The sequence below is a fragment of the Corynebacterium sp. 32222D000AT genome (genome assembly GCF_053546955.1).
This window is the reverse complement of record NZ_JBPPVW010000018.1, coordinates 16,033-35,383: the sequence shown is the minus strand read 5'-3', so window position 1 is coordinate 35,383 and position 19,351 is coordinate 16,033. Positions and strand designations below refer to the sequence as shown.

Sequence of the window (19,351 nt, the reverse complement as noted above, 5' to 3'; positions counted from 1 at the left end):
TAAATATTATCCACCGGGAGCGCGGGGAACAAACTCCGCCACCCCGCGCCTCACCCCTGGCCCTAGTCTGCCAGGTCTACTCGCTCGTGGAGCTGCGCCCGGTCAGCCGCTCCCCCAGCTCCTTGCCGGCTAGCGGTTCGCGCGCCAGGACGAAGACCGTGTCGTCGCCAGCGATGCACCCGACGACGTCCGGCAGGCCCACGCGGTCGATGAAGCTGGCCAGGTACTGGGCCGCACCCGCCGGGGTGCGCAGCATGGCGATGTTGCCGGAGTGGTCGTGGGAGACCACCAGCTCGTCGACCATGCGGCGCAGCTTCTCCCGGGGCCCGTTGACCTGGTCATCGAAGTCCTCGTGCTCCCCGCCGACCTTGTAGAAGGAACGCCCGCCGTCGCGCTTGACCTTCTTAGCGCCCAGCTCGTCCAGGTCCCGCGACAGCGTCGCCTGGGTGATATCGATTCCCTCGTCCAGCAACAGATCGGAAAGTTGCACCTGGCTGGTCACCCGGGTCTTGCCCAGGATTTCCAGGATTTTGGCCTGACGCGCGTTCCGGGTACTCGGCACGGTCATGTATCTAGCTGTCCTTTCGTTCCAACAACCACGTCAGCAGCGCCTTCTGGGCGTGCATTCGGTTTTCGGCCTCGCCGATGACGCGGGACGCCGGCCCGTCGATCACCTCGGCGGTGACCTCGTTGCCGCGGTAGGCCGGCAGGCAGTGCAGGAAGATGGCGTCGTCGGCCGCGGCCGCCATGACGTCGTCATTGACCTGATACGGCAGGAACGGGGTGCGGCGGTCCTTGCCGTCGCCCTCCTGCCCCATGGAGACCCACGTATCCGTGATCACCACGTCGGCGCCGGCCCCGGCCGCAACGTCATCGCTGACAACGACGTTAGCACCGGTGGCCTCCGCCCGAGCGCGCGCCCGGTCAACGAAGCGCTGCTCCGGCTGGAACTGTGCCGGCGAGCAGATGGTGATGTCCATGCCGGCCGTGGCAAAGCCCAGCAGGTAGGAGTTGGCCATGTTGTTGGCGCCGTCGCCGTAGTAGACAGCCTTCTTCCCGCGGAGATTTTCTACCCCACCGAAGTTCTCGGCGCAGGTGAGCAAGTCGGCCAGGATCTGGCACGGGTGCAGGTCGTCCGAGAGGGCGTTAATCACCGGGACCGTGGCGGTTTCCACCATGTCCACCAGGTTCTGGTGGGCGAAGGTGCGCCAGACGATGGCGGAGACGAACCGCGACATCACCGCGGCGGTGTCCTGGATGGACTCCCCCTTGCCGATCTGGGTCTCCGAGGTGTCCGAGACCACCGCGTGGCCGCCCAACTGCGGCACGCCGGCGCCGAAGGAAAAGCGCGTGCGCGTCGAGGTCTTATCGAATAGCACCGCGACGGTCTGCGGGCCCTCGAGGGGCCGGTAGCCGTACGGGTCCTTTTTCATCTCCAGCGCCAGGTTCAACACCTCGGCCTGCTCCTGGGGGCTCAGGTCGTCGTCGGCAAGGAAGTGCCGAAGCTTGGGGGCGGAAGTCATATCGTTCGTTGTCCTTTCGATGTATCTACGAATCTTATTTTATAGCGGTTGGTGCATAATCCGCAGGGATGGGCTCGCGGATGTTGCCGCTACTTGCTGAGCTCGCCCAGGATAGCGGCGATGTGCTTGACCGCGAAGTCGATGTCCGCGTCGGTCAGGACCAGCGGCGGGCACAGTCGCAGCACGTACTCGTTGGGGGCGTTGAGCAGCAGGCCGTGGTCGTAACCGGCCTGCACGGCCTTCTTCGCCAGCGGCTGGTTGAGCACGACGCCCAGCAAGAGGCCCTGGCCGCGGACGTAGTCCACCTGCTCCAGGGCGGAAAGGCCCTCGCGCAGGGCGGCTCCGGCGTCCTGGACCCGCTGGCAGAAGGCCTCGTCGACGTGGTCGATGACCACCTGGGCCGCGGCCGCGACCACGGGGTTGCCGCCGAAGGTCGTGCCGTGGGAGCCGGGCGTGAACAGCTCGGCCGCCTTGCCGCGGGCAATCGTCGCGCCCATCGGCAGGCCGCCGCCCAGCCCCTTGGCCAGGGTGATGACGTCGGGTTGGATGCCCGCCTGCTGGTGGCAGAAGAACGAGCCCGTGCGGCCGATGCCGGTCTGCACCTCGTCGATAACCAGCAGGATGCCGTGCTCGTCGCAGAGCGCGCGGGCGGCGCGCAGGAATTCCGGCGTGGCCGGGACCACGCCGACCTCGCCCTGGATGGGCTCCAGGATGATGGCGGCCGTATCGGCCGGGTCCTGCTCAACCAGGGTGCGCAGGTAGTCGATGTCGTTGTAGGTGAAAAACTCCACCCCGCCGGGCAGCGGGCGGAAGGCGCGCTGCTTGTCCGGCTGGCCCGTCAGCGCCAGCGAGCCCATGGTGCGGCCGTGGAAGCCACCGTGGGCGGCCAGGATCCGCCGGCGCCCGGTCAGGCGCGCGAGCTTGAAGGCGGCCTCGTTGGCCTCCGCGCCGGAGTTACAGAAGAAGACCCGGGCGCTGGAATCGCCCACCTTGTCCCGCAGGGCGGCCGCCACCTGGAGCGTCGGCTCGGAGGCGCACAGGTTGGACACGTGGCCTAGGCGGGCAACCTGCTCGCTCACCGCGGCGACGATGTCCGGATGGGCGTGCCCCAGCGCGTTGACGGCGATGCCCGCCACCAGATCCAGGTAGTCCTTCCCGGCGTCGTCGGTCACCCAGGCGCCCGACCCGCTGCGTAGGGTCAGCGGCGGGGTCCCGTAGTTGTTCATCATGACGTCATTCCACTGCGGAGTGGTGCTCATTTCGCGTCGTCCTTCCTAAAGACCGTTCCGGCCGGGTAATTGTTGATTTGGTAATCGTCGGGCAGCACCATCGTTCCGATGCCGCCCATGGTCATCAGCTCCAAGAGCACGGTGTGGGCCTGGCGGCCGTCGATGACGTGCGCGGCCTTCACCCCGCCTTCCACCGCCTTGAGGCAGGCTTCCATCTTGGGGATCATCCCGGAGTCCAGGTGCGGCAGCAGCTCGCGGAGCTGGCTGGCCTCGAGCTTCGAGACCAGCGAGTCCGGGTCCGGGTAGTCCGTGTAGAGGCCCTCGACGTTGGTCAGCATAATAAGGCGCTCCGCGCCCAGCCCGACAGCCAGCTCGCCGGCGGCGATGTCGGCGTTGATGTTGTAGACCTCCCCGCTATCGCCAGGGGCGATGGTCGAGACCACCGGGATGCGGCCGGCATCGATGATGTCGCGCACGGCCGCGGGGTTGACCTCGGTGATTTCGCCGACCAGGCCGACGTCGCAGCCCTTGCCGTCGATGGTGACCTCGCGGCGACGGGCCCGGAACAACCCGGCGTCCTCCCCCGACGTGCCCACCGCGTAGGGCCCGTGGGAGTTAATGAGGTTGACCAGCTCCCGGCCGACTTGGCCGAAGAGCACCATCCGCACTACCTCCATGACCTCCGGGGTGGTAACCCGGAAGCCGCCCCGGAATTCGCCGTGCAGGCCGACGCGTTCTAGCATCGCGTTGATCTGCGGGCCGCCGCCGTGGACGACCACGGGCTTGGCGCCCACAGTGCGCAGGAAGACCATGTCGGCGGCGAAGGCCTCCTTGAGCGCATCGTCGACCATGGCGTTGCCGCCGTATTTGACCACGACGATCTTGTCGCGGAAGTGTTTCAGCCACGGCAGCGCCTCCGCCAGGATCTGGGCCCGCTGCCCGTCGCTGAGCCGGTCCGTAGTGGGATTGTTCATTGCTCTTCTTTCTCCCCTAGTCCTTGTTCCTGCTTATCCGAAGCCGCTGCACCTAGGAGCTGTAGGCGGAGTTGATTTCGACGTAGGCGTGCGACAGGTCCGTCGTCCGCACCGTCGCCTGCCCCGCGCCGCCCGTGCCCAGGTCGACCTCGACGTCGATATCGGTGCCGCTGAGGTCCACTTCGCGGGCGGTCGGCGTGCCGGTGGTGTTCTCACAGACCGCATGGCCGTTGAAGCGCACGGCTATGCCGTCCGGGTCCATCGCCACCGGCGCCATGCCGACGGCGGCCAGCACCCGGCCCCAGTTCGGATCGGAGCCGAACATCGCGCACTTGAAGAGGTTGTCCCGGCCCAGGGTGCGCGCGGCTACCAGAGCGGCGGCATCGTCCTGGGCACCGGTGACCGTGATCTGCACGCGCTTGGTCACGCCCTCGGCATCGGACTGCATCTGCGCGGCGATCGCGGCGCAGACCTCGTGGATGGCGGCGTTGAGCTCTGCCTGGTCGGGGGTAATGCCCGCCCGGCCCGAGGCCAGGGCCACCACCGTGTCGTTGGTGGAGGTCGAACCGTCGATGTCCAGGGTGTTGAAGGTCTTCGGCATCGCCGCTTCCAGCGCGGTCTTAAGCTGCTCGGAGGTGACGTCGGCGTCCGTGGTGATAACGGCGAGCATCGTCGCCAGCGAGGGCGCCAGCATGCCCACGCCCTTGCCTATAGCACCCACGGACCAGCCCTCGCGCCGCGCCGAGGCCTGCTTAGGCACCGTGTCGGTCGTCATAATGGCCTGCGCGGCCTGCCCCGCGGCCTTAGCCGTCGCGCCCGCGCCCTGGGCTGCCTGAGCGCCCAGCTTGTCGATGCCACCGGCAACCACCGGCATATCCATCGGCTCGCCGATGATGCCGGTCGAGCACACCACGACCTCCTGCGGCGCCACCCCCAGGGCCTGCGCCGTGGCCTGGGCCATGGTCTCGGCGTCCTGGTCGCCTTGGGCGCCGTTGCAGGCGTTCGCGTTGCCGGAGTTGATCACCACGGCGCGTACGCTGCCGTCAGCGACGGCCTTCCGGCTGTATTTGACGGGTGCTGCCACGACCTGGTTCTGGGTAAAGACCGCGGCGGCCGCGCTGGACGGGCCCTCGTTGACGACCAGCGCCATATCGGGGTTGCCGGAGGGCTTAAGGCCGGCGGTCGCGGCATAAGCGCTAAACCCGGCCGGGGTCACGACGCCTAGTTCTTCCGGGGCGGCGTCAGGTCCTGGGGTGTGAGTCTGCATGGGGGTTCTCCTAAAAGGTGCTTGAAAGATGGGGCGAGGGTTAGTGGCGGGAATGTTGGTCCCGCTCTAGGGCAGGACGGAGGTGCCGGTCAGTCCGGCGGTTTCCTCCCAGCCCAGGGCGAGGTTGAGGCACTGTACCGCTGCCCCGGCCGTACCCTTGGTCAGGTTGTCGATAGCGCAGGTCATAATCAGGCGGCGCGCCCCCGCGTCGACGTGGACCTGGATCTGGGCGAAATTCGATCCGACGACGTGCTTGACCTGCGGCTGGACGCCCTCGGACAAGAGCTGGCAGAAGGCCTCGTCCGCGTAGGCCGCGACGTAAGCGCGCCGGGCGGCGTCCGCTACGGCGGCCGCGTCCTGGGGAACATCGGCGGCTAGCGGGGCGGAGACCGTGGCCAGGATTCCCCGCGTCATGGGTACGAGCACCGGGGTGAAACTGACGGTGACGCCAGGGACCAGCTCGGAAAGGTTCTGGACCATCTCCGGGGTGTGCCGGTGGGTGCCGCCCGGGCTGTAGGCCTTGACGTTGCCGATGGTCTCGGAGCCGCTGAAGGCTACCGCGGCCTTCTTGCCCGCACCCGAAAGCCCCGTCACGGCGACGACGTCGAAGCTCGGCTCCACGATGCCGCCCTGCAGGGCCGGGAAGGCCGCCAGGGTCACGGCCGTCGGGAAGCAGCCCGGCACGGCCACGAGGCGCGCGGCGGAAATTTCCTCCCGGTGGCCGGGCAGCTCCGGCAAGCCGTAGGGCCAGGAGCCGGCGTGATCGGTGCCGTAGTAGTCCGCCCACGCGTCCGGGCTTTTCAGCCGGAAGTCGGCGGCGCAGTCGATGACCAGGACGTCCTCGGGCAGCTGCTGGGCCAGGGCGGCCGAGTGCCCGTGCGGCAGGGCCAGGAAGACGACGTCGTGGCCGGCCAGTGTCTCGACGGTCGTGTCCTCCAGCGTGCGGTCGGCCAGCTCGGCCAGGTGCGGGAGGGCCTCGGCCACGGGAGCCCCGGCCTGGGAATGCGCGCACAGCGACCCGATGGTCAGGTCGCCACGGCGGTACGCGGGGTGTGACAGCAGGAGGCGGAGGATTTCGCCACCGGCGTACCCGGTGGCGCCAGCTAGTGCGACGTGAATACTCATAGCGAAGAGCATAGATGAATATGCACTCGAATGTAAGTTATTCACGAATCTTTCGCTGTTTTCTCCGTTTTCTAGCGTTTTTACTACCCCCGAAAATGCATAAACCCCCGCCGCTGGGTGCGGCGGGGGTAGGTGCGGGCGGGAACTAGGCGCGGATCTTCGCTCCCAGCTCCTGCTCGGCCAAAGCGGCGGCGGCCTCGCGGTGCGCGTTGACCTCCTCGTCGGTCAGCGTGCGGTCCGGGGCGCGGAAGAGCAGCTTGAACGCGAGCGACTTCTGGTTCTCGCCCAGCTGCTCACCGCGGAAGACGTCGAAGAGCTCCACGGACTCGAGCAGATCGCCCGCGCCCTGCGCGATGACGCGGCGGACCTTTTCGGCCGGCACGTCCTCGGCGACGGTCAGAGCGATGTCCTGGTGCAGGGCCGGGAAGGCCGAGAGCACCGGCGCCGGGAAGCGCTCGTCCAGCGGCAGGGCCGTAACATCCAGCTCCATGGCGCAGGTGCGCTCCGGCGCGCCCAGCTTCTCCAGCACCTGCGGGTGCAGCTCGCCGGCGTAGCCGACGACCTTCTCGCCCACCTTCAGCGCGGCGCAGCGGCCCGGGTGCCACGGCAGCTCGCTAGCGGCTTCCACGTCCAGCTCCACGCCGGCCGCCCGCGCGACGATGCGCGCCGACTCGATGGCGTCCGCGTAGGTGTAGGCGCGGCCCTCGCCCCACGGGCCCGGGTTGTCCGCGAAGCCGGCGGAGACGGTGGCTACGTGCAGCGGCTGCTCCGGCAGGGTACCCAGCAGCTCGGCCAGGGTCTCGTCGTCCGGACGGGACTCGACAGAGGGCATTGGCGTGACGTCCGCGCGGCGGAAGGAGACCTGCTGCAGGCCGTACAGGCGCAGGTTGGCCTGGCCGCGGGAGACGTTGCGGTTGAGCGCTTCCAGGATATTCGGCAGCAGGGTCGTCGACAGCTGGGCCTTGTCAGCCTCCAGCGGGTTTTGTACGGCGACGGTCTGGCGGCGGGCATCGTCGGCAGCCAGGCCCCAGACGTCGAAGGTGTCGTTGGCCACGAACGGCGACGGGATGATTTCCGCGTAGCCGGAGTAGGCCAGGCTGTGGCCGATCGCCCGGCGGCGCTTCTGCGCCGGGGTCAGGCCGCGGCCGCCGCGCGGGGTCGGCAGGACGGACGGGATTTCGGCCAGGCCCTCTAGGCGCAGGACTTCCTCGATGAGGTCGACGTCCATGCCGATGTCCGTGCGCCAGGTAGCCGGGGTAACCGACAAGGTCTCGGAGTCCGCGTTCTCGACCTGACAGCCGACCTCCTGGAGGCGGTTAACGACGGTCTCGAGCGAGTAGTCGACGCCGGCGTAGCGGCCGGGCATATCCACGGGCAGCTCGATGGCGGCCGGCTGCGCGACCTCGCCGATGAGCGTGCGCCCGGCCTCGATGGTGCCGCCGGCCAGCTGCTGCAGCAGTGCGCAGGCGTAGTCCAGGGCGACCTCTACCAAGGCAGGGTCCACGCCGCGCTCGAAGCGGCGGGAGGCCTCCGAGGACAGCTTGTGGCGGCGGGAGGTCCGCGCCACGGTGATCGGATCCCAGATGGCGGCCTCGAAGATGACGTCGGTGGTATCGTCCGAGATCTCCGAGGTGGTTCCGCCCATCACGCCGGCCAGGGACTGGATGCCGTTGTCGTCGCAGATGACGACGTCCTCGGCGTCCAGAGTGCGGTCTACGTGATCCAGGGTCTGGAAGCTCTCCCCTGCCTGGGCGTTGCGGATGACCAGCCCGCCGGAGACCTGGTTGGCGTCGAAGGCGTGCATCGGCGAGCCGAGCAGCAGCATGATGTAGTTGGTGACGTCGGTCGGCAGATTGACGCTGCGCTGGCCGGAGAGCATGAGCTCGCGCTCCAGCCAGAACGGCGTGCGCGCGTGCGGATCGATGCCGGTGACCTTGCGCAGGCCGAAGCGCTGGGCCTTGGTCTCCTCCCGCAAGTCGACCGGCAGGGCGCCGGCGGCATCGTCGGCCGCCGGTACGTGGGCGGTATCGATGCCCGCGGCGGCCGGGTCCTCGGCCAGGTCGCGGTAGTCGGCGTCGAAGGCCGAGGCCACCTCGCGGGCCAGGCCGCGCACCGACAGCGCGTAGCCGCGGTCCGGGGTGATGTTGACGTCGAAGACGGTCTCGTCCAGGCCGATGATCTCGCGGGCGTCGCGGCCGACCGGGCCGGCGTCCTCCCCGAGGGTGATGATGCCGTCGGCCTTCTCGCCGAAGCCCAGCTCGGCGGCCGAGGCCAGCATGCCGTTGGAGATGTGGTCGTAGGTCTCGCGCGCGGCAATCTTGAAGCCGCCGGGCAGCTCGGAGCCGGGCAGCGCGACGACCACGTAGTCGCCCTCGCGGAAGTTGCGGGCGCCGCAGATGATGCCCTGCAGCTCGCCGGTGCCGTTGGCCTCGCCCACGTTGACCTGGCAGTAGCGGATCGGCTTCTTGAAGCCGGTCAGCTCCTCAATCTCCTCGACGCGGCCGATGACCAGCGGGCCGGTCGACTCCGGCAGCGCGGCGTAGCCCTCGGTTTCGAAGCCGACGCGCACAAAGCCGCTGTCGAGCTCCTCAGCGCTGACCGACCAGTCCGGGTTCTGGGTGCCAAGCACGCGGGTTACCCAGCCTTGCGAAATAAGCATGTGGTGAATTCTTCCTTTCTAAGAGTCTGGGTAGCGGCCTAGGCCTGGATTCCGAACGGGAGGGTGAAGCGGACATCGCCCTCGACCATGTCGCGCATGTCGGACAGCCCGTTGCGGAACTGCAGGGTGCGCTCCAGCCCCATGCCGAAGGCGAAGCCGGTGTATTCGGCCGGGTCGACCCCGACGGCGCGCAGCACGTTCGGGTTGACCATGCCGCAGCCGCCCCACTCGATCCAGCCGGCGCCGCCCTTCTTGTTCGGGAACCAAACGTCGACCTCGGCCGACGGCTCGGTGAACGGGAAGTAGTTGGTGCGCATGCGGGTCTTGGTCTCCGGCCCGAAGAGCACCTGGGCCAGGTGGTCAAGGGTGCCGCGCAGGTGGGCCATGGTCAGGCCCTTGTCGACGGCCAGGCCCTCGACCTGGTGGAAGACCGGGGTGTGGGTGGCGTCCAGCTCGTCGGTGCGGAAGACGCGGCCCGGGCAGGCGATGTACAGCGGGACGTCGCGGTCCAGCATGGTGCGTACCTGCACCGGCGAGGTGTGCGTGCGCAGCACCTGCTTGGAGCCTTCCACGGAGACGTGGAAGGTGTCCTGCAGCGTGCGGGCCGGGTGATCCGGCTTAAAGTTCAGCGCGTCGAAGTTGAAGTACTCGGCCTCGACCTCGGGGCCGTCGGCGATCTCCCAGCCCATGCCCACAAAGATGTCGGCGATCCGCTCGGACAGCGCCGTAATCGGGTGCAGCGCACCGGTCTGGGCGCGGGTAGTCGGGATGGTCACGTCCACCGTCTCCGCGACCAGCTGTTCCTGGCGGGCGCGCTCTTCGAGCTCCTTCTTCAGCTGCGCGTAGCGCTTCTCGGCCTTGCCGCGCGCCATGTTGACAGCCTTCCCGGCGTCCTTGCGCTGGTCCTTCGGCAGCGATCCCAAGGACTTGCGGGCCTGCGGGATATATCCCTGCTCGCCCAAGTGCTCCCGATGCGCCTGCGCCAGCCCGGCTAGGTCCTCGGCGCCCTCAAACGCGGCGATGGCCTCGTCTGCGGCCGCGGCCAGGGCCGCCTCTGTCAATTCAATCTCGGGGGTATCTGACACGTAGCTTCAACCTTCTTCTCACGCTTAAACTAACGCAGGCTATGTTACCCGCTGTTACCGTGCACACCGGCGCCGGGGCGGGAATTTTATCCCTGCGTCAACCCCGGCTAGTTCGGGCTAGTTCGGGCTAGCTCTGCGCTTTGGCGGACTCGTAGAGGCAGATACTGGCGGCGGTCGCGAGATTGAGGGACTCGGCGCGGCCCCGAATCGGGATCCGCACCCGCAGGTCCGCCTGGTCCAGTAGGTCCCGGCCCAGCCCGTGGGCCTCGTTGCCGAAGAGCCAGGCCGTCGGTTGCGAGAGATCCACGTCCGCGAGATCCGCTTCCCCATCGGCGGCGGTGGCCAGGATCTGCAGGTCGTGGGAGCGCAGCTGGCCCAGCACGTCCTTGACGTTGGTCTCGCGCGCCACCGGCACGTGGAACAGCGAGCCGGCCGAGGCCCGCGCCACCTTGCAGCCCAGCGGATCGACGGTCTCGCCGGCGAAGATGACCCCGTCGGCGCCCATCGCGTCCGAGGTGCGAATCAGGGTGCCGGCGTTGCCCGGCTCGCTGGTCAGCACCGGCACCGAAACCAGCGAGGGCTTGCCCGCCAGGATCTTGCCGGCCGACCACAGCACTGGGCGGCATACGGCGAACAGGCCGGTGGTCGTCGCGGTGTCGGACAGCGACTTGGCGGCCTTGTCCGTAATGGGGTGGACGTAGACGTCCATATAGCCAGCGGCGGTAAGGATCTCCGAGAAACGCGACGCTGCCTGCTCGGTGGCGAAGACGTCGGTGGCTGCGCCGGTGGACACGGCGGCATCGACGGCGTTCTCGCCCTCGATGAGGAAAGCGCCGGCCTTCCGGCGGGCCGCGGCGCGGTGCAGCTTCGTGGCTTTGGCCACGCGGGGCGTGCGTTCGGTTAGAGGTTGGGAAAAGTCCAGTGTCATACCCGCCAATCTAGCAGTCAGGCCACCACCCACCCGCACGGGGACCGCAGGCCCAGATACCAAAAAGCCCCGCGACCGGCGCACTGTTAAACAGTGGCGGGCGCGGGGTGGAAGGCGAAGTAGTGAAACTACTCCGAGAGCCGTTAAGGCTTAGGCAGCCTTCGGGGCGTTGACGTCCTCCGGCAGGGCGGCCTTGGCGGCGTCGCACAGCGCGGAGAAGGCGTCGAAGTCGTTGACGGCCAGCTCGGCCAGGATCTTGCGGTCGACCTCGATCTCAGCTAGGCGCAGGCCGTGGATGAGACGGTTGTAGGTCAGGTCGTTCATGCGGGCTGCAGCGTTGATGCGCTGGATCCACAGCTTGCGGAACTCGGACTTACGGGCGCGACGATCGCGGTAAGCGTAAGTCATGGAGTGCAGCCACTGTTCCTTCGCAATGCGGTAGCGGCGGGAACGGGCGCCACGGTAGCCCTTAGCGGACTTCAGAATCGCGCGACGCTTCTTCTTGGCGTTCACAGAGCGCTTTACTCGTGCCACGGTAGTACTTCCTTAAATCTTTCTCGACGGTATTGAGGTGGGGTGGGTTCGGCGCTACTAGGAGCGGCCGAGCAGGCGCTTGACGCGCTTGACGTCGGACTGGGCGACAGCCTCGGTGCCCTTCAGACGACGGGTGCGCTTGGAGGGCTTGCCCTCCAGCAGGTGGCGACGGCCAGCCTGCTCACGGCGCAGCTTGCCGGAACCGGTCACCTTAATACGCTTGGCGGTGCCCTTGTGGGTCTTCTGCTTCATGAGAATTAAGTCCTTAAATCCCTAGTGTGTGGTCTACTTCTTACCCTTGCGAACCGGGCCCAAGACCATGGTCATGTTGCGGCCATCCTGCTTGGGGCGGGACTCGACGACGCCGACCTCCGCGACGTCCTCAGCCAGCCGCTCCAGCAGGCGGAAACCGAGTTCCGGACGCGACTGCTCGCGACCGCGGAACATGATGGTCACCTTGACCTTGGAGCCCTTTTCGAGGAAGCGAACAACATTGCCCTTTTTGGTCTCGTAATCGTGGTCATCGATCTTAGGACGGAACTTCTGCTCCTTGACCACAGTCTGTTGCTGGTTCTTGCGAGCCTCACGAGCCTTCTGGGCCTGCTCGTACTTGTACTTGCCGTAGTCCATGATCTTGGCCACCGGCGGCTTCGCCTTCGGGGCAACCTCGACCAAGTCCAAATCGGCTTCGTACGCAACCTTGCGGGCGTCGTCGGTACGGACAACTCCTACCTGTTCACCCTCGGGTCCGATCAGACGAACTTCGGGTACTCGGATTCGCTCATTGATGCGAGCTTCAGCGCTGATTGTGTGTCTCCTAAGTGAGAAGGGTCAATAGTTAATTCGCCTACCAACGCCACAAACAAAGAAACCCGCCTGCCAAAACTGACAGCCGGGAGGTCTCACCTAGATACCGCGCCCCGAGGGGCTCGGTTACCTTTTGACCCGTTGCCTGCTCTAGGCGGCTGGGGGTGGGAGAATCTCCGCTTGTGACCCGGAAACCTTATGGAAGGTACCACGGGCGGTAGTGCCAACAACATTAGCACGCCACCCGCGGCCCACCAAATCGCGGCCCCGCTCCCCTTTCCGCGGCCAACTCGGCTACTTGCCGGCCGGGGTCAAAACGTCGGCGAGGAACTGCCCGGTATAGGAGCCTTCGACGGCCGCGACCTGCTCCGGAGTACCCTCCGCGACGACCGTGCCGCCGCCGTTGCCGCCCTCCGGGCCCATGTCCACTAGCCAGTCGGCGGCCTTGATGACGTCCAGGTTGTGCTCGATGATGATGACCGAGTTGCCCTTGTCCACCAGGCCCTGGATGACCAGCATCAGCTTGCGGATGTCCTCGAAGTGCAGGCCCGTGGTCGGCTCGTCCAGGATGTAGACGGTCCGGCCGTTGGTCCGCTTCTGCAGCTCCGAGGCCAGTTTGACGCGCTGGGCCTCGCCGCCGGACAGGGTCGTCGCCGCCTGGCCCAGCCGCACGTAGCCCAGGCCCACCTCTACCAGCGTGTGCAGGTAGCGGTGGATGGAGGTGATCGGCTCGAAGAACTCGGCGGCCTCCGAGATCGGCATGTTCAGCACCTCGGCGATGTTCTTGCCCTTGTACTGGACCTCGAGCGTCTCGCGGTTGTAGCGCGCGCCGTTGCAAACCTCGCAGGGCACGTAGACGTCCGGCAGGAAGTTCATCTCGATCTTCAGGGTGCCGTCGCCGTGGCAGGCCTCGCAGCGCCCGCCCTTGACGTTGAAGGAGAAGCGCCCGGCTTTGTAGCCGCGCACCTTGGCCTCCTGGGTCTCGGCAAACAGGTTGCGGATCTTGTCGAACACGCCCGTGTAGGTCGCCGGGTTCGAGCGCGGGGTGCGCCCGATGGGGCTCTGGTCAACCTGCACCAGCTTGTCGAGGTGCTCCATGCCCTCCACGCGCTTGGCGCGGCCGGGCACCTGGCGCGCGCGGTTGAGCTCGTTGGCCAGGGTCTTGGCCAGGATCTGGTTGACCACGGTGGACTTGCCCGAACCGGACACGCCGGTCACGCAGACCAGCACGCCCAGCGGGATGGTCACGTTGATGCCCTTGAGGTTGTTCTCCCGGGCGCCGACGATCTTCAGCACGCGCTGCTTGTCGATCTCGCGGCGGTGATCCGGCACCGCCAGGACCTTAGCCCCGGACAGGTACTGCCCGGTCAGGGAGTCCTCGCAGCTTTCGATGCCGTCCGGCTCGCCCTGGTAGACCACGTGGCCGCCGTATTCGCCGGCGCGCGGTCCGATATCCACCAGCCAGTCCGCCTGGCGGATGGTGTCCTCGTCGTGCTCGACGACGATCAGGGTGTTGCCGATATCCCGCAGCCGCTGCAGCGTGGCGATGAGCCGCTGGTTATCGCGCTGGTGCAGGCCGATGGACGGCTCGTCTAGGACGTAGAGCACGCCCGCCAGGCCGGAGCCTATCTGGGTGGCCAGGCGGATGCGCTGGGCCTCGCCGCCGGACAGCGTGGACGCACCGCGGTCCAAGGTCAGGTAGTTCAGGCCGACGTCCAGCAGGAAGCGCAGGCGCGCCTGGATCTCCTTGAGCACCGCGCCGGCGATGATCTCCTCGCGGTGGCCCAGCTGCAGCGTGGACAGGAACTCGGAGGCGTCCTCGATGGACAGGGCCGTCAGCCCCGCGATGGACTGCTCGCCGTGTGCGCCCGAGGCCAGGCGCACGGCCAGGATTTCCGGCTTCAGGCGGGAGCCGTGGCAGGTCGGGCACGGCACCTGGCGCGTGTACTGCAGCAGGCGGTCCTTCTGCGAGTCGGAGTCGGTGGTCTCCAGCTTGCGCTCGATAAAGCCCACCGCGCCCTCGAAGGGGGCGGTCCAGTTGCGCTGGCGGCCGTAACGGTTCTTGTAGCGGACGTGGACTTCCTGCTCGGTGCCGTGGATCAAGGCATCGCGCTGCTCGTCGGTCAGCGAGCTCAGCGGGGCGTGCGGATCGAAGTCCAGCGCTTTGCCCAGGCCCTCGACCAGCTTGACGAAGTAGCGGCTATTGGGGCTGGAGTGCCAGGGCTGGACGGCATCGACAGCCGGGGCGTCCGGGTCCGGGATGAGCAGGTCCTCGTCGACCTTGAGGCGGGTGCCCAGGCCGTCGCAGACCGGGCAGGCGCCGAACGGCGAGTTGAAGGAGAAGGCGCGCGGCTCGTATTCCTCGATGGTCAGCGGGTGCCCGTTCGGGCAGGCGGCCTTCTCCGAATAGGTGTGGTTGAGTTCTGGCTGGTCCACGAAATCGATGCTCACCAGGCCCTCGGCCAGGCGCAGGGCCGTCTCCACCGAATCCGTCAGGCGCTGCTTCTGGGAGGCCTTGACTTGCAGGCGGTCGACGACCACCTCGATGTCGTGTTTGATCTGCTTCTTCAGCTTCGGCGGATTAGACAACTGGTGGACCTCGCCGTCAACGCGCACGCGGGCAAAGCCCTGGGCGGCCAGGTCGGCAAAGAGGTCGACGAACTCGCCCTTGCGCTTGCGCACCACCGGGGCGAGCACCTGGAACTTCAGCTTTTCTTCGTGCTCCAGGACCGTGTCCACAATCTGCTGCGGGGTCTGCCGCTCGATGACGGCGTCGCACTTCGGGCAGTGCGCCGTGCCCGCGCGCGAAAACAGCAGGCGCAGGTAGTCGTAGATCTCCGTGATGGTGCCGACCGTCGAGCGCGGGTTGTGGTTGGTCGACTTCTGGTCGATGGACACGGCCGGGGACAGGCCGTCGATGAAATCGACGTCCGGCTTGTCCATCTGCCCCAGAAACATACGGGCATAGGAAGACAGTGACTCCACGTAGCGGCGCTGGCCCTCTGCGAAAATGGTGTCGAAAGCCAGCGAGGACTTGCCCGAGCCGGACAGGCCGGTGAACACAATCATTTTGTCGCGGGGCAGGTCGATATCTACCCCTTGCAGGTTGTGCTCGCGGGCGCCGCGGACGACAAGGCGATCAGCCACAGTTTGCCTACCTTCCTTAATGGATCTGCTGCAGATTATTCACTGCGGGTCTCTTCGCTTGAATTTACCCGTAGACTGGTCAACATGACTAAAGAGCTCAAGCTACACCATATTTCCGTCTCCGACATGGACAACAATTGCTACCTGCTGGCCTGCGGCGACGAGGGCTTGCTTGTCGATGCCGCCGACGACGCCCCCGCCATCCTCGACATGGCTCGCCAGGCTGGCGTCAGCATCACCGCGGTCTTTACCACCCACCGCCACTGGGACCACGTCCGCGCGCTGCCGGAAATCCTGAAGGAAACCGGCGCCACCCACTACGCGTCCTTCCTGGACTCGCCCGCCCTGCCCGCGCCCGTCGACGTCGAGCTCAACCACGGCGACACCATCGACTTCGCCGGGCACGAGCTGCCCGTCATCATCCTGCGCGGCCACACCCCGGGCGGGGCGGCGCTGGTCACCGAGCTGGACGAGGTGCCCAACCTCTTCGTGGGTGATTCCCTCTTCCCCGGCGGCGTCGGCAAGACCACCTCGGAGGGGGACTTCGTCCGCCTGTACAAGGATCTGACCGAACGCGTATTTGATATCTATCCGGACGAAACGGTCGTCTGGCCGGGCCACGGCAAGCCCACCACCCTCGACGAGGAGCGCCCGCACCTCGGCGAATGGTGGGACCGCCGCTGGTAGTCTCCCCCGGCTGGCCCACAGCCGCGGAAAAAGTGCGTAAACTTGAACCCCTAGGTTAAATTTCTGGCTTAGAACTTCTAGGTTAGACTTACTGGTCTTTTTCACTAAAGGAGCATTTCAGACATGATTCGCAAGATTGCCCGCCCGATGTTGGCTTCGGTCTTCGTTTTCGACGGTGTGGACACTCTCCGTAACACCTCCGATCACGTGGAGGAGACGGAGTCCTTCCTGCAGACCCTGCGCAAGGCGCTGCCGGGTAGCTACGCCGGTTACGTCCCGAACGACCCGGAACTGGTTGCCCGCGGCCTGGGCGGCGCCAAGGTTGGCGCCGGTTCCCTGCTCGCCCTGGGCAAGGCTCCGCGTACCTCGGCCGCTGTGCTGGCCGCTGCTACCCTGCCGACGATGTTGACCCGCAACAACTTCTGGGAGGCCGACAGCGCCGAGGAGAAGACCTCCAAGCGCAACGGCCTGCTGACCAACACCGCCCTGCTGGGTGCGCTGTTTATCACCACCCAGGACACCGCCGGCAAGCCGTCCCTGCGCTGGCGCGCCCAGAAGGCCGGTGAGCGCACCAACAAGAAGATCCAGCAGGCGCTGCCGACCAAGTCGGAGTCCCAGAAGTTCGCCGACGACGTGACCGAGCGCGCCTCCGATTTCTCGGATCGCGCTTCCGACTGGTTCAACGAGACCTCCGACAAGGTCCAGGCCTACATCGATGACAACAAGGACGACTGGCAGGAAAGCGGCAAGGATCTGCTGGAGACCGCTAAGGGCTACGTCAACGACGCCAAGGACTTCGTCACCGACAACAAGGACGACTGGCTGAAGGCCGCCCAGGACAACGCCGAGACCGCCCGCAAGGGTGCCGTCAAGGCCGCGTCCCGCGCCCAGGAGAAAGCCGAGAAGGCCCGCTCCGCCGCCGACAAGAAGAACGGCAAGCGCGCCGCCAAGAAGGCTTCCAAGAACGCTGACAAGCTGCAAAAGCGCGCTGACAAGGCCATCGCCAAGGCCATGAAGAAGCTCGAGGGCAAGCTCTAAGCTTTCTCCTTCCAGCTACTTTTCTCACGCAACGGCCCAGCGAGTATGCTGGGCCGTTGTTCTTTTGCCCACCCCGCAAACCCGTGCACAAGACAGAAAGCCCACCAAATGACCGGTGAACGTGACCCGCGGCAGGCCGCGGCCCACCAGGCCGAGATAGCCGCCGAGCAGGCCTACGTGGATGGCTTGTTCGATCGCCTCGACGACGCCGTCGCCCGCGCCAACGAATCCCTGGCCCGCGTGCAGGCGGATGTCGATCCCCAGACCCCCGACGCGGACGCGCTGGTGCGCCGCGAGACCGAATACCACGGCCTGCAGGCCAAGCTCGACAAGCTCAACCTGGCGCAGCTGGGCTTGGTCTTCGGCCGGATCGACATCGACGCGGACGGGGACAACCCGACCGAGGCGGGCCTCGACCGGCGCTATATCGGGCGCATGGGCATGGACGACCGCGCCGACGATTACCGCACCCTGCTGTTGGACTGGCGCGCCCCGATGGCCCGCCCGTTCTACCTGGCCACCACCGCCCACCCGGAGGGCGTCGAACAGCGCCGCACCATCCGGATGCGGGGGCGGGAGGTCACGGATCTCACCGACGAGTTCCTCTCCGGCGACGGCGCCGGCACGGATACCGCCGGCGTGGCCAGCGAGTCGGCGCTCTTCCAGGCCCTGCAGCAGGCGCGCACGGGACATATGTCCTCCATCGTGGAGACCATCCAACGCGAGCAGGACGAGATCATCCGTGATTCCACCCGCGGCGTCCTCGTCGTCGAGGGCGGCCCGGGCACCGGCAAGACCGCCGTGGCGCTGCACCGCGTGGCCTACCTGCTCTACACCTACCGCGAGCGGCTCGCCTCGACCGGCGTGCTTATCGTGGGCCCCAACCCGACGTTTTTGGACTATATTTCCCAGGTGCTGCCCGAGCTGGGCGAGACCGGCACCGTGCTCTCGACCATCGGCGACCTCTTCCCCGGCGTGACGGGCAACCACCCGGAGGATCTCCTCGCCCGGGAGATCAAGGGCTCCGAGGCCATGGCGGAGATCCTGGCCAACGCCGTCAAGGACTACCAGCAGGTGCCGGGCGAAGCCCAGGAGATCACCGTCGAGCAGCTGCCGCTTGAGGTCACCCCGGCCATGGTCAAGGCCGCCCGCACCCGCGCGCGCCGCTCCCGCAAGCCGCACAACGATGCCCGCCTGGCCTTCGCCGAGCACCTCACCGAGTCCCTGGCCCAGGCGCTTTCGGAGCGCATCGGCGCGGACCCGCTGGGTGGCGAGAACCTGCTCTCGCGCGCCGACGTCGACCAGCTCCACGACGACCTGTCCGAGTCCCCCGCCGTGCGCGAGCTCATCGACGCCTACTGGCCGGAACTCAGCCCCCAGCAGGTACTTTCCGAGCTGCTGTGCTCCCGGGAGTTCATCGCCCGGGCGGCCGCGGCCTACGACGAGGAAACCCAGGGGGCACTCTACCGCGCCGACGGTACGGCCTGGACGGCCAGCGATGCTGCGCTTCTCGACGAGCTCGCCGTCTTAATCGGCATGCCCGACCCGGCCGCCGTCGAGGAGGCCGAACGCGAGGCCTGGAAGCAGCAGGTCGCCGAAGCCGAGGACGCCCTGGACATCCTCAGCAGTTCCGAGTCCACCGACAACGACGACGACATGTTCGACGCGGAGATCCTCTCCGCGCACGACGTCATCGACGCCGAGACCCTGGCGCGGCGCCAGCAGGTCCAGGACCACCGCACCACCGCCGAGCGCGCTCGTGCCGACCACACGTGGGCCTTCGGTCACGTCGTCGTCGACGAGGCCCAGGAGCTTAGCGCCATGGAGTGGCGGATGGTCTTCCGCCGCAGCCCCTCGCGCTGGGTCACCCTGGTCGGCGACACCGCCCAGACCAGCGCCCCGGCCGGCGTCGACGCCTGGGCGGACACGCTCGAGCCCTTCGTCGGCGGCCGCTTCCGCCACCACCGCCTGACCGTCAACTACCGCACGCCGGAGCCCATCGCCGAGGTCGCCAACCGGCTGCTTACACTCATCGACCCGCACGCCGAGCCCGCCACCGCCATCCGCCCCGGCGAGCCGGTGGCCTACCACTGCCTGCCGGAGGAGGAAGCAGACCGGCCGGCAGCCGGCATCGGCAGCACGGCGGACGGACGCCTGCGCGCGGTGATTGATGCCAGCAACGTCGAGGAGATCAAGGGCCTGGAGTTCGACCACGTGGTCATCGTCGACCCGCAGGCTATCGTCGCGGCCTCCCCGCAGGGGCTGCAGAACCTCTACGTGGCGCTGACACGGGCCACCCAGACGCTTACGGTCTACGGCGAGCTGCCCGCTTAGGATAGATTGGTCAT

16 protein-coding genes are annotated in these 19,351 nt (G+C 67.2%); 3 read left to right on the top strand and 13 right to left on the bottom strand.

Annotated elements, in window-relative coordinates; all coding sequences use genetic code 11:
* Positions 1–76: 76 nt before the first annotated feature.
* From ACEE23_RS09825 to uvrA, 13 genes are all read right to left on the bottom strand, one after another.
* The gene (locus ACEE23_RS09825; protein WP_368519776.1) at positions 77–568 is read right to left on the bottom strand and encodes an arginine repressor; all 492 of its coding nucleotides are present in this window, start codon (positions 566–568) and stop codon (positions 77–79) included.
* A gap of 4 nt (positions 569–572) precedes the next feature.
* Positions 573–1,523, bottom strand: a complete 951-nt coding sequence (argF, locus tag ACEE23_RS09820; protein WP_368521101.1) for an ornithine carbamoyltransferase — start codon at positions 1,521–1,523, stop codon at positions 573–575.
* Between the two features lie 89 nt (positions 1,524–1,612).
* Positions 1,613–2,782, bottom strand: coding sequence for an acetylornithine transaminase (locus ACEE23_RS09815; RefSeq protein ID WP_368519774.1), 1,170 nt, complete (start codon positions 2,780–2,782; stop codon positions 1,613–1,615).
* Positions 2,779–3,726: an acetylglutamate kinase gene (argB, locus tag ACEE23_RS09810; RefSeq protein ID WP_368519773.1), complete on the bottom strand. Its 948-nt coding sequence runs from the start codon at positions 3,724–3,726 to the stop codon at positions 2,779–2,781. The genes ACEE23_RS09815 and argB overlap by 4 nt, the downstream gene beginning before the upstream one ends.
* 52 nt (positions 3,727–3,778) lie before the next feature.
* Positions 3,779–4,993, bottom strand: coding sequence for a bifunctional glutamate N-acetyltransferase/amino-acid acetyltransferase ArgJ (argJ, locus tag ACEE23_RS09805; protein WP_368519772.1), 1,215 nt, complete (start codon positions 4,991–4,993; stop codon positions 3,779–3,781).
* Positions 4,994–5,059: 66 nt separating this feature from the next.
* Complete coding sequence (gene argC / locus ACEE23_RS09800) at positions 5,060–6,118, bottom strand: N-acetyl-gamma-glutamyl-phosphate reductase (RefSeq protein ID WP_368521100.1); 1,059 nt, start codon at positions 6,116–6,118, stop codon at positions 5,060–5,062.
* Positions 6,119–6,263: 145 nt separating this feature from the next.
* Positions 6,264–8,777 (bottom strand): phenylalanine--tRNA ligase subunit beta, encoded by a 2,514-nt coding sequence (gene pheT, locus ACEE23_RS09795; RefSeq protein WP_448872249.1) that lies wholly within the window; start codon positions 8,775–8,777, stop codon positions 6,264–6,266.
* A gap of 38 nt (positions 8,778–8,815) precedes the next feature.
* Positions 8,816–9,862, bottom strand: a complete 1,047-nt coding sequence (gene pheS / locus ACEE23_RS09790; protein ID WP_368519769.1) for a phenylalanine--tRNA ligase subunit alpha — start codon at positions 9,860–9,862, stop codon at positions 8,816–8,818.
* 127 nt (positions 9,863–9,989) lie between these two features.
* On the bottom strand, positions 9,990–10,790 hold the full coding sequence (locus ACEE23_RS09785; protein WP_368519768.1) for a TrmH family RNA methyltransferase: 801 nt from the start codon (positions 10,788–10,790) through the stop codon (positions 9,990–9,992).
* Between the two features lie 150 nt (positions 10,791–10,940).
* Positions 10,941–11,324, bottom strand: coding sequence for a 50S ribosomal protein L20 (gene rplT, locus ACEE23_RS09780; RefSeq protein ID WP_290226108.1), 384 nt, complete (start codon positions 11,322–11,324; stop codon positions 10,941–10,943).
* A gap of 57 nt (positions 11,325–11,381) precedes the next feature.
* Positions 11,382–11,576 carry a 50S ribosomal protein L35 gene (gene rpmI, locus ACEE23_RS09775; RefSeq protein WP_070769319.1) on the bottom strand — a complete coding sequence of 65 codons (195 nt, stop codon included), beginning with the start codon at positions 11,574–11,576 and terminating at the stop codon, positions 11,382–11,384.
* 33 nt (positions 11,577–11,609) lie between these two features.
* Positions 11,610–12,131, bottom strand: coding sequence for a translation initiation factor IF-3 (infC, locus tag ACEE23_RS09770; protein ID WP_290226283.1), 522 nt, complete (start codon positions 12,129–12,131; stop codon positions 11,610–11,612).
* 294 nt (positions 12,132–12,425) lie between these two features.
* Positions 12,426–15,278: an excinuclease ABC subunit UvrA gene (gene uvrA, locus ACEE23_RS09765; protein WP_368519767.1), complete on the bottom strand. Its 2,853-nt coding sequence runs from the start codon at positions 15,276–15,278 to the stop codon at positions 12,426–12,428.
* An 84-nt stretch (positions 15,279–15,362) separates the two neighbouring features.
* On the opposite strand from uvrA, the gene ACEE23_RS09760 reads away from it, so the two are divergent.
* The 3 genes from ACEE23_RS09760 to ACEE23_RS09750 all read left to right on the top strand — a co-directional run bounded on the left by ACEE23_RS09760 (position 15,363) and on the right by ACEE23_RS09750 (position 19,337).
* Positions 15,363–15,965 carry an MBL fold metallo-hydrolase gene (locus ACEE23_RS09760; protein WP_368519766.1) on the top strand — a complete coding sequence of 201 codons (603 nt, stop codon included), beginning with the start codon at positions 15,363–15,365 and terminating at the stop codon, positions 15,963–15,965.
* Positions 15,966–16,088: 123 nt separating this feature from the next.
* Complete coding sequence (locus tag ACEE23_RS09755; protein WP_368521098.1) at positions 16,089–17,003, top strand: DoxX family protein; 915 nt, start codon at positions 16,089–16,091, stop codon at positions 17,001–17,003.
* Between the two features lie 108 nt (positions 17,004–17,111).
* Positions 17,112–19,337: a HelD family protein gene (locus tag ACEE23_RS09750; protein ID WP_368519764.1), complete on the top strand. Its 2,226-nt coding sequence runs from the start codon at positions 17,112–17,114 to the stop codon at positions 19,335–19,337.
* Positions 19,338–19,351: the final 14 nt, after the last annotated feature.